The 13,886-nt window shown below is 36.7% G+C and carries 15 protein-coding genes; 7 read left to right on the forward strand and 8 right to left on the reverse strand.

Annotated features, from left to right (window positions below; translation table 11 throughout):
- Positions 1–75: 75 nt before the first annotated feature.
- Together GFJ36_RS26750 and GFJ36_RS26755 are read left to right on the forward strand one after the other, a co-directional pair.
- Positions 76–1,695, forward strand: coding sequence for an SWIM zinc finger family protein (locus GFJ36_RS26750; protein WP_098649107.1), 1,620 nt, complete (start codon positions 76–78; stop codon positions 1,693–1,695).
- Positions 1,679–4,435 carry a DEAD/DEAH box helicase gene (locus GFJ36_RS26755; protein ID WP_098114950.1) on the forward strand — a complete coding sequence of 919 codons (2,757 nt, stop codon included), beginning with the start codon at positions 1,679–1,681 and terminating at the stop codon, positions 4,433–4,435. The genes GFJ36_RS26750 and GFJ36_RS26755 overlap by 17 nt, the downstream gene beginning before the upstream one ends.
- 24 nt (positions 4,436–4,459) lie before the next feature.
- Here the strand turns inward: GFJ36_RS26755 and GFJ36_RS26760 are convergent, their stop codons facing one another.
- Entirely contained in the window at positions 4,460–4,945 is a 486-nt protein-coding gene (locus tag GFJ36_RS26760; protein ID WP_048542591.1) for a VanZ family protein, read from the reverse strand.
- A gap of 110 nt (positions 4,946–5,055) precedes the next feature.
- Between GFJ36_RS26760 and GFJ36_RS26765 the strand changes: the two genes are divergently transcribed.
- Positions 5,056–5,280 carry a DUF1659 domain-containing protein gene (locus GFJ36_RS26765; protein ID WP_097889544.1) on the forward strand — a complete coding sequence of 75 codons (225 nt, stop codon included), beginning with the start codon at positions 5,056–5,058 and terminating at the stop codon, positions 5,278–5,280.
- A gap of 107 nt (positions 5,281–5,387) precedes the next feature.
- A complete protein-coding gene (locus GFJ36_RS26770) occupies positions 5,388–5,603 on the forward strand; it encodes a DUF2922 domain-containing protein (protein WP_097889543.1) in 216 nt (71 codons plus the stop codon).
- A 19-nt stretch (positions 5,604–5,622) separates the two neighbouring features.
- Here GFJ36_RS26770 and GFJ36_RS26775 read toward each other — a convergent pair whose 3' ends face one another.
- A complete protein-coding gene (locus tag GFJ36_RS26775) occupies positions 5,623–6,021 on the reverse strand; it encodes a DUF4359 domain-containing protein (protein WP_000731403.1) in 399 nt (132 codons plus the stop codon).
- 188 nt (positions 6,022–6,209) lie between these two features.
- Between GFJ36_RS26775 and GFJ36_RS26780 the strand changes: the two genes are divergently transcribed.
- Positions 6,210–6,716 (forward strand): competence protein ComK, encoded by a 507-nt coding sequence (locus tag GFJ36_RS26780; RefSeq protein WP_097889542.1) that lies wholly within the window; start codon positions 6,210–6,212, stop codon positions 6,714–6,716.
- Between the two features lie 55 nt (positions 6,717–6,771).
- Here GFJ36_RS26780 and GFJ36_RS26785 read toward each other — a convergent pair whose 3' ends face one another.
- The 5 genes from GFJ36_RS26785 to GFJ36_RS26805 all read right to left on the reverse strand — a co-directional run bounded on the left by GFJ36_RS26785 (position 6,772) and on the right by GFJ36_RS26805 (position 11,360).
- Entirely contained in the window at positions 6,772–7,242 is a 471-nt protein-coding gene (locus tag GFJ36_RS26785; protein WP_097889541.1) for a sigma-70 family RNA polymerase sigma factor, read from the reverse strand.
- Between the two features lie 218 nt (positions 7,243–7,460).
- Positions 7,461–8,162 (reverse strand): YknW family membrane protein, encoded by a 702-nt coding sequence (yknW, locus tag GFJ36_RS26790; protein WP_048566687.1) that lies wholly within the window; start codon positions 8,160–8,162, stop codon positions 7,461–7,463.
- 128 nt (positions 8,163–8,290) lie between these two features.
- A complete protein-coding gene (locus tag GFJ36_RS26795) occupies positions 8,291–9,493 on the reverse strand; it encodes an ABC transporter permease (RefSeq protein ID WP_098114949.1) in 1,203 nt (400 codons plus the stop codon).
- Positions 9,490–10,170: an ABC transporter ATP-binding protein gene (locus GFJ36_RS26800; RefSeq protein ID WP_097889539.1), complete on the reverse strand. Its 681-nt coding sequence runs from the start codon at positions 10,168–10,170 to the stop codon at positions 9,490–9,492. Before GFJ36_RS26800 ends, GFJ36_RS26795 begins: the two co-directional genes overlap by 4 nt.
- Positions 10,167–11,360, reverse strand: a complete 1,194-nt coding sequence (locus GFJ36_RS26805) for an efflux RND transporter periplasmic adaptor subunit (protein ID WP_087985944.1) — start codon at positions 11,358–11,360, stop codon at positions 10,167–10,169. The genes GFJ36_RS26800 and GFJ36_RS26805 overlap by 4 nt, the downstream gene beginning before the upstream one ends.
- Positions 11,361–11,735: 375 nt before the next feature.
- On the opposite strand from GFJ36_RS26805, the gene GFJ36_RS26810 reads away from it, so the two are divergent.
- Together GFJ36_RS26810 and GFJ36_RS26815 are read left to right on the forward strand one after the other, a co-directional pair.
- The gene (locus GFJ36_RS26810) at positions 11,736–11,927 is read left to right on the forward strand and encodes a helix-turn-helix transcriptional regulator (protein WP_088064837.1); all 192 of its coding nucleotides are present in this window, start codon (positions 11,736–11,738) and stop codon (positions 11,925–11,927) included.
- Complete coding sequence (locus GFJ36_RS26815) at positions 11,928–12,440, forward strand: DUF3278 domain-containing protein (protein WP_048560327.1); 513 nt, start codon at positions 11,928–11,930, stop codon at positions 12,438–12,440.
- A gap of 106 nt (positions 12,441–12,546) precedes the next feature.
- Here the strand turns inward: GFJ36_RS26815 and pgtP are convergent, their stop codons facing one another.
- Positions 12,547–13,881, reverse strand: coding sequence for an MFS transporter (gene pgtP / locus GFJ36_RS26820; protein WP_097889538.1), 1,335 nt, complete (start codon positions 13,879–13,881; stop codon positions 12,547–12,549).
- Between the last annotated feature and the right edge of the window lie 5 nt (positions 13,882–13,886).

Consider the following 13,886-nt stretch of genomic DNA (forward strand, 5'->3'; position numbering starts at 1 on the left):
AATTTCATTTTTTCTGTTTTGAGCATTTTTTGTTTATAATGGTAAAGGAAAGAAATATGTGTACGGAGGAATATTATGCTGCAACACTCAATTACGAAAGATGAAATTATGATGATTGCGAATGAGTTCGTTCAAGGACTAGATCCACAGCAAACAGCTGATCAGGAACATGTCGCTACAGCTCGGCACCTATATCGTAGTGGTGTTGTCTACAACGTTGACTTTGATGGTTATACGCTATCAGGAACTGTAGATGCTGCAGGCAGCGTATATAGCGTCCATATCCCGATTCGTAACGTCGCTGAAAGCTATTGCGATTGCTTTGCACCAACGCAATGTGAGCATATGCTAGCTGTTTTACTATCTGCAGCATCTAGTTTCGGGCAAGTAGGAGATGTATTAACTTTATTTAAAAATAATACGAAACCTTCCCTTCCTCCTATTCGAACTGCAAGACAAGTATTGCAATCATCAGCGTTTGAAGAAACGGATTATAAAAGTTGGCAATCGTATTTTGACAACGAATATGAATCATTTAAAAAAGAACAAGCTCGGCTTACTTATAAACAAATGTATTTTCTTATGAGTATTTTTACAGAATTCTATACGAAACTCGAGCGGAAAGCTCCGCGTATCGTTGCGATACATGAGTTGTTCAGGCTACATGCAGCGCTTTATTGCTTTCAAAAATTATTAGAAGAAATTCAGGACTTCGAAGCAAATAAAACGTATTCTTATCACCAGCCTGTTAACGTCGTTCGCTTATTTGTAGATAAAGTGGAATCCATCGTTCGGGACTTACAATCAGAAGCGATTCCTTCAGAGTCTGAAGGAATTTTGCAAGAAACAGCTCGTCTCGTTCACGAAGTATTCTTCTCCACTGACGCCTATACGCAAGAAAGATTTTTTATTTATCGTCACATATGGAGTGAACTCTTACACAATAAAGAGAAACTGCAAGAAGAAGAAAAGCGAATCGATACGAAAATCAATCCACTTTCCAAAGCATTAGCATCTTCTCATCTACTCTTTTTAAATGACGAAGACCTATTAGCTATGGACTTACTAAAGAAACAGCCTGCTTCTGTTGTAAGTCTGTACTTCTATTGGTTAGAAGAGCTATTAAATACAATGCAGTGGGATCGTGCGAAAAACTGGCTTTCCTTTACGTATAAACAAGTGAAGAAAACGATACATGAGCACGAAAATACGATTTTCATAAAAGATATCGTTCGCTTATTTGTCATCATGTATGAAACGTATGCAACCCATACAAATGAACAAGCCGGACTCGAAATGATTTTGCAAGAGCTATTACCATATAGTTTCGCAAACTATGAGCAATACGTACTCGCGAAAAAGCAATATCGTACATGGGCAGAACTTCAGCTCTTACATGGGTTTGAAGCAATTGAACTTTTGAAAGAGCCACTGAAAGATATTGAAAAGGAAGCACCAGAAGCAGCCCTTCCTCTTTATCACCTTGCTGCTACCGAGGCCATTGAAGAGCGAAACCGCAAATCATATAGACGTGCAGTTCGTTACTTAAAGAAATTACGTACATTATATAAACGATTAAAGCGTACTGATGAATGGGATGCTTTCATTATTCACATCGCAAACTTACATTCACGTCTGCGTGCACTACAAGAGGAATTACGGAAAGGAAAATTAATCGATGATCAATCAAACTGAAGTAACAATTAGGCTCCAGCACGTTAGTCAAGGTTGGTTCCTTTGGGGAGAAGATGACAGCGGTACTCCATTATCCGTAACAAGTTGGAAACGAAATGCATTTACATGGCACTCCACTTCCTTCTACGGCACGTTTCTAAAGGAAGCAACCTTTGAAGGAAAACAAGGTGTTATGCTAACAAACGCACAAGCATTTGAATACATCGCTAATAAACCGATGAACTCCTTTGCCCATATTCAAATGAATGGCCCTATTACAGCACTTACGAAAGATGCGAACGAATTATGGGATGCCTTCACAAGCGGTAGCTTCGTACCTGATATGGAGCGTTGGCCCAAACAACCATCTTGGAAAGTGCAAAATACCCCAATCGAAGATGATACATTGGCATCTCTTTTCTCGGCGGCGGTAAATGAAAGCATATTACAAGATAACCGTTCAAACGATGGATGGGAAGATGCAAAGAGACTTTATGAACATTATGACTTTACGAAAAGACAATTGGATGCAGCACTACATGAAGAAGATTGGCTTCGAAAAATTGGTTACATTGAAGATGACCTTCCCTTTACAATTGGACTACGGCTACAAGAGCCACAAGAAGAATTTGAAATGTGGAAGCTTGAGACAATTGTTACACCAAAGCGCGGGGCACATCGCATATATGTATATGAAAGTATCGATTCTTTGCCAAAACGATGGCACAATTATGAAGAACGTATTCTTGAAACACAAGAAGGATTCAGTAAGCTCGTACCGTGGTTAAAAGAAGGCGATGCATTCCGAAGTGAGCTCTTTGAAACAGAAGCGTGGAACTTCTTAACAGAAGCAAGTAACGAATTACTCGCTGCAGGTATTACGATTTTACTGCCATCCTGGTGGCAAAATTTAAAAGCGACAAAACCAAAATTACGTGTGCAGCTGAAGCAAAATGCCACGCAAACGCAATCTTTCTTTGGCATGAATACACTCGTTAATTTTGACTGGCGAATTTCAACGAACGGCATTGATTTATCAGAAAACGAATTTTTCGAACTCGTTGAACAAAACAAACGATTATTCAATATAAATGGTCAATGGATGAGACTGGACCCAGCCTTTATTGAAGAAGTACGAAAGCTTATGAACCGTGCCGATAAATATGGACTCGAAATGAAAGATGTCCTTCAGCAACATTTATCAAACACTGCTGAAACAGAAATTGTAGAAGAAGATAGTCCATTTACCGATATTGAAATCGAGCTAGATGGATATTATGAAGAACTATTCCAAAAACTACTGCACATTGGAGATATTCCAAAAGTAAATGTCCCTTCTGCACTAAACGCAACACTCCGTCCGTATCAACAACATGGCATTGAGTGGTTATTATATTTAAGAACGCTTGGATTCGGAGCATTATTAGCTGACGACATGGGACTTGGAAAAAGTATTCAAACGATCACTTACTTACTATATATAAAAGAGAACAGTCTCCAAACAGGCCCTGCTTTAATCGTAGCACCGACATCTGTTCTTGGAAATTGGCAAAAAGAATTTGAGCGTTTCGCACCAAATTTACGTGTTCAGTTACATTATGGAAGTAACCGAGCGAAAGGTGAATCATTTAAAGACTTCCTTCAATCAGCAGATGTTGTATTAACATCTTATGCATTAGCTCAGCTTGATGAAGAAGAACTTAGTACGTTATGCTGGGATGCTGTTATTTTGGATGAAGCACAAAATATTAAAAACCCACATACGAAGCAGTCGAAAGCAGTACGAAACTTGCAAGCAACTCACAAAATTGCTTTAACCGGTACACCGATGGAAAACCGACTTTCCGAGCTTTGGTCTATTTTTGACTTCATTAATCACGGATATCTTGGCAGCTTAGGACAATTCCAGCGCCGCTTCGTCTCACCGATTGAAAAAGATCGTGACGAAGGAAAAATCCAACAAGTTCAACGATTTATCTCACCATTTTTACTGCGTCGTACGAAAAAAGATCAAACAGTCGCATTAAACTTACCAGATAAACAAGAACAGAAAGCGTACTGTCCACTTACCGGTGAACAAGCTTCCTTATATGAGCAACTTGTTCAAGATACATTGCAAAATGTAGAAGGATTAAGCGGGATTGAAAGACGCGGATTTATATTACTCATGCTGAACAAACTTAAACAAATTTGTAATCACCCTGCTCTTTATTTAAAAGAAACAGAACCAAAAGACATCATCGAACGTTCCATGAAAACGAGCACGCTAATGGAGCTAATTGAAAATATAAAAGATCAAAATGAAAGTTGTTTAATCTTCACACAATACATCGGTATGGGGAACATGCTAAAAAATGTGTTAGAAGAACATTTCGGTCAGCGCGTCCTCTTCTTAAACGGTAGTGTACCAAAGAAAGAACGTGACAAAATGATCGAGCAGTTCCAAAACGGAACGTATGACATTTTCATCTTATCGTTAAAAGCAGGTGGAACTGGCTTAAACTTAACCGCTGCCAACCATGTCATTCACTACGACCGTTGGTGGAATCCAGCTGTAGAAAACCAAGCAACAGACCGCGCATATCGTATTGGTCAAAAACGCTTCGTTCACGTTCATAAACTGATTACAACGGGGACACTCGAAGAGAAAATTGATGAAATGTTAGAAAGAAAACAATCATTAAACAACGCTGTCATTACAACCGATAGTTGGATGACCGAACTATCTACAGATGAACTAAAAGAATTACTTGGTGTATAAACAAAAGGAGCTAATCTCAAAAGATTAGCTCCTTTTTCTACTCCAAAACCAATTGCTTATTATAATTCCTGTTAATCCGCCGCACGTATCCAGTAATGAATCTTGCCACATCGGTGTACGATCTCCCGTAGTCCATTGATGAATTTCATCAAATGTTGCATACCCCGCAACGAATAGAAGAGCGTATAGGAAGCACCTTTTTCTCGAATAACCCGATCGATGAAAAGCATAATACGTCAATGAACCGAGCATAAAGAACACCATAAAATGAGCACCTTTACGAAGGAAAAACTCAATAAACCCACCTACACCTTTATTTGCAATGCTAACAGGTGTACCACCGCCATAATCGATAGATACCCACGAGAAATGCTCTTTCACAAACTCAACATTTACATATTGTTCAATATCCGAACGCATATCCTGCTTTTTATATGGTTGTGCCGAGGAATAGAAAATCAACCCCATCCATAGTAAAACAGGAATCCAAAATAACCATTTACGATTCATTCTTCCGAAACCCCTCTCTTAGTCTTTTAAGCGTACCAAAAAAAAGAATAAATTTCACGCCAAAACATGACATTTGCACCCTATTTATAAAGTGAAAGGGGGTGATAAACATGGCAGTCGAAACAATCGTAACGGACTTAACTTTACGTCTTGTCTTAAACAATGGATTAGATCAGAACGGAAAAACAGCTTTTAAGCAAAAACAATTTAAGCGTGTTAAAACAAACGCAAACTTAGAGCAAGTACAAAACGTAGCACGTGCTCTTGCTTCTTTACAAGCATCACCGCTTCACACTATACAGCTTGTTAGCACATCAGATCTTTCTACCCTATAAGGTTAAAATTTACTCAGTGGGGGGTGTTCCTCCCCCGCTAAGTATGAACCAACACCAATCACCCTGCCCGCAATATAGCGGGATAAATAAAAAGGAGGAAATAACATATGCAAGTACTAGAATTAATTTTTGCGAAAGAAGATGGAAAAACAGTTGTTTTTTCTATCGAGAAACCTGTCACACCCGTCGATGCACAAGTCGTAAATCAAGTAATGGATACCATCCTTGCCTCATCTGTATTTTCATCAATTAATGAAAATACCCGAAAAAAAGGAGCCCGTCTCGTAGAAAAGAATGTATCTGAAGTTCCAATTAACTTATAAACAAAAAGACGAATCTGCATCATTTTGCAGATTCGTCTTTTTTCTTCGGCATTTCAATCGGAATAAAAATTTTTGAAAAACCGACGCATACATATTTATAATGTTCTCCGCCTATATCAAACTCGGTCGTATATGTTGAGAAGAAAATATAATCATTTCGCTTTGTATAATTCTCGATTAATAATCCAACTTGTGGCTCAACATATTTTTTCGCCAACTTCTTACCAGCCGATGCTAAATCGCCAAGGAGACCTTCTTCATTTTCCTTTTGAACTTCGTCTAGCTTCTTACTTACATCATTACGTTTCATAAACTGCTTCGCTGCCCAATCCGTATATTCACCTTTACTCGGATTACTATTTGCTAAATATACTAGAAGAACAACAACTAGAGCCATAATAATATACTTTTTCTTCATACTATCTCACCGCCTACTCTTTTCTATTTTCATATATATGTACAAGCGATGCAAATTAGAAAGACTAACATCTATTGATTGTAAACGAATAGCCAAAATTTACAATACGAAACAAAAGATTAACAATCATTTTACTTAATTCGTATATAATGATATTAATGATATTTTATAAGGGAGGACTCGGAGTTATGAACAATGAAAATGATATTTTTATTTCTAATTCTACAATGATGTTAGAGCCTTACAAGCACCCTTATTATCGCACAAAAGTTATTGACAGTAGTGGGAATCATTTTTACTCCTGTCAAACTGCTCTTCAACTCATCAAGCAATCTTGTCTAGCCAATGTTCATTCTACTTATCAAGGCAGACGTAATGCAGTCCAAACAAACTTTAATTTCAAACAAAATGTCCCAATTCCAATTAATCATCGAGAATATATTTGTGCTTTCCCGACAGAATCTCCTTCTTCTCCAAACTGTATATGGCTGTTTTATAACCATATAGGTGATATAGAGTTTTTCAAAAAGAGTAAAAAGGCTACCATTCACTTTTCAAATGGCACTACTACAACCATACATATCAGTCCCCATAGATTAAAACAACAATTATTAAAAGCCGGATACGTATTATCACGTATGAACATGCAAGATTCACTACAATTCAAAAACCTCTTATTACATTTACTACCTTAAAACAATAAGTAGAATGGAAAGCAATATCCCTTGCCTTCCATTCTTATGATCCTATTTATCCTCTTAAGCTATTTCGCATTTTCTCAAGTGCTTGCCGATACACCCACCTCACTTGATAATAAGTCATTTCCATCTCGCTAGCGATTTCCCCCATCGTCTTCCCTACAAAAAAACGTTCGAAAATAATATACTTCTCCTTCTCATCTAATACACTCATAAAATCCTTTGCTCTTATTTCAGCATCTTCAAACGTAAAAATCTCCTCATATTCACCTACATAAACATTCCTTTCTTGCAAGACAGACTCTTTCTTCAATCTTTCCAATATATAACCACGCACCGTTACAACTGCATATGCAGGAAAACTTCCTTTCTCCGCATCAAATCTTTCATAAGCATGCCAAAGACCAATTAAACCACATTGATAATACTCTTCATGATCTTGATAAATACCTAGCTTCTTTATTTGATTTACAATCATTCCTTCATACAAAACAACTGTCTCTGTAAAAGTCGCTGGCTTCACACAGTACCTGTTTCTAAAAGGTATACCTCTTTGTTATTCCGCCGGTACCTCCACAATATAAAAATAAATAAGCGATTTCACTGTGAGTAATTTTAAATACTACCGCCGAAATTTTAAATTACACGAAGTAGAATTTGAAATTCTGCTGGTCGTATTTGAAATAAGGGTAAAAATAAAAAAGGTGACTCTTGGGAGAGTCACCTTTTAGTCCAATCATATTATACCGGCAAACCAGGTAAAAACTTTGCCATCAATACAACAATCGCAGCTAAGAATACCGCCTTAATAATGAATAAAACGATAATTGGAATAGCTGCTTTCACTTTACTTAATCCTGCTGTAACTTGTAATCCTAACCAAATTAAAACTAAATTCCATAAATAGAACACTTCAATTGAATTAGCGATTCCATATACAAGTGAGCCTTTCTCAAATAACGGACCTAAACTTGTATACGCAGTTGGTGCAGCACCTAAAATTAAAGCTATAATACCATTAATGAGTCCACCAATAATAACAATAATATCCGCGTATACAATAATCATTACTATTTTTTTATAAGAAGTATCATTCCCGTAAAACATCATAAACACTTTATAAATAGCTGCAACAACTAATGTTGCAATCATAACACCTACTATTCCCCATATCGTACTAGAAATTAAATTTGATACAAGCGAGCCCTGCTCTGCAAGTGCACCACCTAATTTCTTTTGCATTTCAATCATCTCAGGTGATGTATACGTAATATACGAATTTAAACCACCTACAAGTCCTTGTAATAGCGCCACTATGAAGAACATACCCCAAACTTTCTCAGTCGTCTTCATTCTCTCAAACTGTAAACCAGGAGAAGTAATCATTCCGAACAATGATGGCTTCTCTCCACCAGCTTTTTGCGTATTCAAATTCGCTTCCATTATAACGCCTCCTTCTATTTATATAACCCGTTCTAACGGGCGGTTCACTTCCTCAACATAGAGGCTACGAACCGCCCACTAGAACGGTAATGTGTAGTAGAGAGCCCCCTCTCTACTACACTACTAACTTATTCATAACGTAATGCTTCAATTGGATCTAACTTCGCAGCTTTATTTGCTGGAATTAATCCGAAAATAATACCAAGTGTCATAGAGAACAGTACGCCTCCAACGACAACTTCCCACGAAACGAGAGGTGGCCATTTTGCAAATGTGGAAACGATATATGCTCCGCCATATCCAAGACCAATTCCAATTAAACCACCTAGAAGTGTTAACATAACTGCTTCAATTAAAAACTGTAATAAAATTTTACTACGTGTTGCCCCAAGCGCTTTACGTATCCCAATTTCGCGCGTACGCTCCGTTACAGATACAAGCATAATGTTCATAACACCAATACCACCAACGACTAATGAAATACCCGCAATACCGCCAATAATCATCGTCATGATGCTAGTGACTTTAGAAACATTTTCTTGTAATTCTTTTAAATTCACCAGTTCATATTTACCTGGAATTTCACTTGGCTTACGACTATTTAACACATCAACAGCTTTTTTCCCAGCTGCTTCTAGATCGTCTACATTTTTAGCTTGAATTGCGATATTTTGAATATCATCTGTTCCGAATAAAACAGGCCATAATGTAAGAGGGATTAACGCTTCTTCCATTTCAAATCCCATAAACTCATTATCAGATGTATACACACCAATAATTTGCATTGGCTGCCCCTTCATCTCAATAATTTGTCCTACTGGGTTTACGTCCTTAAATAACGTCTCTTCTGTTTTTGTACTAATCATCACAACGTTATTTGCATGAGTAATATCTGATTCATTTAAAGTACGTCCCTTTACGACCTTTACTTTATTAACCGCAAAATATTCATTATCAAGACCAATAACATTCAGATTTGCTTTTTTATCATTTACATCCAATATCTCTGTTGTCGAATTTGTCGTAATAACATGTGAAACATCTTTCACTTGTTTTACTTCCATAATATCCTCTTCCGTTAACTTTGGTATTTCAAATCCGCCTATAGCAAACTCATCATTCATATCTGGTTTAAATTGAATTGGCATAAGGTTATTACCACCAGAACCTGCGAATTTCGACTTCAGCATCGCTTCCCCGCCTTGCCCAATTGCAACGACAGTAATAATAGAACCAACGCCGATAATAATACCGAGCATCGTAAGCGCTGAACGCAGTTTATGAGCTAAAATAGAAGATAGGGCAATTTTTATACTATCTAGTAAACTCATACCGCACACCTTCTATCTTCTGTAATTTTCCCGTCTCGCAGTACAATGCGGCGGGAAGAATACGCTGCTACTTCCTCTTCATGCGTAACCATAACAATCGTTGTACCTTCTGCATTAAGCTTCGTGAAAATATTCATCACTTGTTCACCAGACTTCGTATCAAGCGCGCCAGTAGGCTCATCAGCCATAATGAACGTTGGATTATTCGCAATCGACCTTGCAATCGCTACACGCTGCTTCTGTCCACCTGATAATTCATTCGGCAAATGGTGAACCCTATCTGACAAACCGACTTTACCAAGCGCGTCCAGAGCCCTTTGACGACGCTCTGCTTTCTTCACACCACCGTATACGAGCGGAAGTTCAACATTTTCTACTGCCGAAAGACGCGGAAGCAAATTAAAGTGCTGAAACACAAAGCCAATATATTCATTACGAATTAAAGCAAGCTTTGACTCGTCTGCTGTTAAGATATTCACATCATTCAGCATATATTCGCCTTCTGTCGGACGATCTAAACAACCGATAATATTCATAAGCGTTGATTTACCAGAACCAGACGGTCCCATAATCGAAACGAACTCACCGCTTTGAATTGTTAAACTAATATCATGTAAGATTGGCACTGCCAACTTTCCTTGATAATACGTTTTAGCAATATTATTTAACGTAATCATTTCTCTTTCACTTCCATTCCGTCATACACGTCGTCGGAAGGATTTTTAACCACCTTTTGCCCCACTTTTGCGCCTTCAACAATCTCTGTCCAATCTCCATCAGTAGAACCTTTTTTCACATTTTGTTTACGAAGCTTCCCTTTCTCCTCAACATAAACAAATGCATCATCGCCTTTTTCTACAATGCTCTTAGTTGGAACAGCAATCATCGTCTTATTCTCTAAACTTACTTGCAGAGAAACGTGATAACCTGGAGATAAACCATCTTGACTATCAAGACTTGCTTTATATGTATATTGGGACATATTTTGAGTCGCTTCACCCATACCACCAGCTTGAGCCATCTCTGCACTCGTTGGGAATTCACTTACCTCTGTAATTTTACCTGTCCACTTCTTCTTACTATTTGCTTTCGCAGTGACAGTAAATGTTTGATCTGGTTGGATTTGTGACTTCTGAAGCTCAGTTAACGTCCCTTGAACTTGGAATGGATCTTTAGACGCCACTTGTAAAAATGCTTTCCCTTGACCACCTAACGCTTGAGATGAACTTTGCGCCGCATCTTTATCTAACTTTTGAACGACACCAGTAAAATTACTATAAATCGTAAGCTCTTTCTGCTTTTTACTTAACTCTTCTTTTTGCAACTTCCCTTTTTCCTTCTCAAGATCAGTTGTCTTTTGCGCCATCTCTAACTCACTTACTTGCTCGTCCATCGGATCTGTTACTTCTTTCCCAGCTCCGCTATCCTTTGCCTTCTTAATTTCTTTCTTCAACGAATCAATTTTCTTCTTTCCTTGATCATAACGCATATCTGCCATCTTTTGATCAAGCTCAGCTTGCTTCATTTGCAAATTAATCTCTTCATTATCATAAGAGAATAACTTCGTACCTTTCTCTACCTCTTGTCCTTCTTTCACTGCAATATCTTTCACTTTTCCTTTAGTCGGATCCGCATAGAAACTTTCAATATTCCCTGGTTTCACCTGACCAGAAATTAACTTCGTATTATTAAGCTTTCGCTCCGTTACCTTCTCAAAGCTCACAGCATCAGCCGTCGTTGCTGCGCCCTTCTTCTTCCCTTGCATTACAAAAATATTAACTGCTGCTACAATAACAATTAGTGCAATAACCCCGATGATAATCCATTTCTTCTTCTTGTTTGGAGTACGAACCGTATTTGGTACCATATTCTCTCTCCTTTTATAACTTAATAGTTTAATATAAAAATTGTATAAAACTTTCTGAAAAATAATTACATATTATTACATTCTTTTTACAAAGTTTTACACATCCATTTATATTGTAACAAAAATTCCAATGATTAGAAATATGACATCTTGTCTTTTAAGATAGATTTAAGGAAAGATTATATTAATATAAGAAAAGCCATCCTTTATTAATCAACTCCTTACCAATATAAATTATTAAAATTATTTTCCTAATTGCACCATTATCATTTTTGTCATATATATTTGACATTTCATTTATCAAATTATAAAATGTCACATATAAATGACATTTCTGATGCACGAGGTCTACAATTATTAATAGGAGGTTTATATTTGAATAACGTTAAACAATATCGAAAATCTGAAGGTCTATCGCAGCTAGAATTAGCTAAAAAAGTTAATGTAGCGAGACAGACAATAAACTTAATTGAAAATAATAAATATAACCCCTCTTTAGCCTTATGTATCGAATTAGCAAAAGCACTACAAACAGATTTAAACAGTCTATTTTGGGAGGGAGATTAAATGATGAAAATTGAATGGAAAGAAAGAGTTTATAATAATTTTGTTGGAACAATGAGTGAAAGAGATGAATATCAAAAACAAGAAATCAATAAAGAATTATCTGTAGCTGGAATTGGTTTATGGTGGTTAAATATGTTGGTAATGCTTATTATGTTACTTGTTGATACTATGAACCACACAATATCTATAGGAACTATATTAGTTTTTCTGTCTAATATGATTTATGCTAATTATTTAACATTTAAACTTAAGAAAAAAGGTTTAAATGAGACTGAATGTGCAACAAAAGAAGAGTATTTGCAACATAAGAAAAAATTAAGAAAAGCGGGCTTAAAAGCAGGTGTACTTTGGGGCTTTCAAATGTTTGTTTTTATGAATTATATCCTTCCCTATGTAGGTTCAGAAGAAATCTCTATTTCTTTATTTGATGTTGGGCTTTGGAGTTGCGGCGGTATATTTTTCGGTGTAACTATGTACATGATTGGTTTATTAAACCTAAAAAAATTATACTAATTAACAAAAATCATTTACACATAAAACTGCAATTTTACATACTTTTTGTTTTTGCTAATATAAAAGCTATCCAATATAACAATTGGATAGCTTTTCAAACAAAATATTACGCTACTTTAGTTTTTTTCCCCTCATGTCCACGTTGAACGATGAACAAGAAGATTGTTGATAAAATAGCACCTGTTAATAGTAAGATGAAGCAACCGTCCCAGCCAGAACGATCAACAATAACACCGATTGCTGCGTTTGCTACAAGACTTCCGCCTACATAACCGAACAGACCACACATACCAACTGTCGTACCTACTGCAAATTTCGGTACTAATTCCATCGCACTTAAACCGATTAAGAACTGTGGCACATAAATTAAGCAACCGATAATAGAAACGGCAATACTTACAACAAGTATGCTAGTTGCTTGCCAATATACAAACGTACCAATAACAACTCCGACCATACTAATGATACATAATGGCATACGTTTTCCTTTAAATAATTTATCACTTAAAAGACCAACGATTAATGAACTTGGAATTGCCATACCTTCAAAGATTGCGTACGCCGCGTGTGCTTCATTTTTTGAGAAGCCTTTAACTGTCGTTAAATAAAGTGGAACCCAGTTAATAACGCCGAAACGAATTAAATACACAAATGCATTTGCAATACATAAGAACCATACAAATTTATTTTTCACTACATACTTCATTAAAATTTCTTTTGGTGACATCTTGTTAGCATTATCTGCTTTTTCAAGATTTTCATAGTCATTACGATACTCATCAATTGGAGGAAGACCTTCTGATTCTGGTGTATCCTTCGCATTAATCCAAACAAGAACTGAAATTATCATTGCGATAATCGCAGGGAAAATAAACACGCCGCCTTGCCAATGATTTTCACCAAAAATAGCTACACCAATTCCGACAAGTGGTGGTACGAGCATTCCGCCAACGTTATGTGAAATATTCCAAATACCTGTTTTCGTACCGCGTTCTTTCTTCGAGAACCATTTCGTCATAACGATACTACAAGGTGGTGCTCCCATACCTTGTACAATACCATTTAGAACAAGTAGTGTAACAATCATTCCAAATGACGATGCAAAACCGAAACAAATATTTACAAGCCCTGATAAGAATAAACCGACTGCGATAAAGCGCTGGGCGAAAGCTTTATCTGACAAATTCCCCATAAAGAACTTACTAAATCCATAAACAATTGCCATGATTGAACCTAGTAGTCCAATTTCAGCTGTACTAAATCCATATTCTTGTACTAAATACGTACTTGATAACGTAAAGTTACTACGAACTAAATAATAAGCAGCATACCCAACTGAAATTCCCATTAATACACGAATACGTAATAATTTATATACTCGATCAATCATATCCGCTGGCAATCTTTCAATTGCAGGTGCTGGCTTAAGCCATTTAAACATATATT

Origin of the sequence: Bacillus sp. EE-W1 (assembly GCF_009760835.1) — a bacterium.
Classification (GTDB): Bacteria; Bacillota; Bacilli; order Bacillales; family Bacillaceae_G; genus Bacillus_A; species Bacillus_A wiedmannii.

Bases quoted from the DNA above. Each gene is read 5' to 3' on its own strand.
- GFJ36_RS26760 (WP_048542591.1), bottom strand. From the start codon at position 4,945: ATGAATCGTAAATGGTTATTTTGGATTCCTGTTTTACTATGGATGGGG.
- GFJ36_RS26750 (WP_098649107.1), top strand. From the start codon at position 76: ATGCTGCAACACTCAATTACGAAAGATGAAATTATGATGATTGCGAAT.
- GFJ36_RS26780 (WP_097889542.1), top strand. From the start codon at position 6,210: ATGAACAATGAAAATGATATTTTTATTTCTAATTCTACAATGATGTTA.
- yknW (WP_048566687.1), bottom strand. From the start codon at position 8,162: ATGGAAGCGAATTTGAATACGCAAAAAGCTGGTGGAGAGAAGCCATCA.
- GFJ36_RS26770 (WP_097889543.1), top strand. From the start codon at position 5,388: ATGCAAGTACTAGAATTAATTTTTGCGAAAGAAGATGGAAAAACAGTT.
- GFJ36_RS26795 (WP_098114949.1), bottom strand. From the start codon at position 9,493: ATGAGTTTACTAGATAGTATAAAAATTGCCCTATCTTCTATTTTAGCT.
- GFJ36_RS26775 (WP_000731403.1), bottom strand. From the start codon at position 6,021: ATGAAGAAAAAGTATATTATTATGGCTCTAGTTGTTGTTCTTCTAGTA.
- GFJ36_RS26765 (WP_097889544.1), top strand. From the start codon at position 5,056: ATGGCAGTCGAAACAATCGTAACGGACTTAACTTTACGTCTTGTCTTA.
- pgtP (WP_097889538.1), bottom strand. From the start codon at position 13,881: ATGTTTAAATGGCTTAAGCCAGCACCTGCAATTGAAAGATTGCCAGCG.
- GFJ36_RS26755 (WP_098114950.1), top strand. From the start codon at position 1,679: ATGATCAATCAAACTGAAGTAACAATTAGGCTCCAGCACGTTAGTCAA.
- GFJ36_RS26815 (WP_048560327.1), top strand. From the start codon at position 11,928: ATGATGAAAATTGAATGGAAAGAAAGAGTTTATAATAATTTTGTTGGA.
- GFJ36_RS26800 (WP_097889539.1), bottom strand. From the start codon at position 10,170: ATGATTACGTTAAATAATATTGCTAAAACGTATTATCAAGGAAAGTTG.
- GFJ36_RS26805 (WP_087985944.1), bottom strand. From the start codon at position 11,360: ATGGTACCAAATACGGTTCGTACTCCAAACAAGAAGAAGAAATGGATT.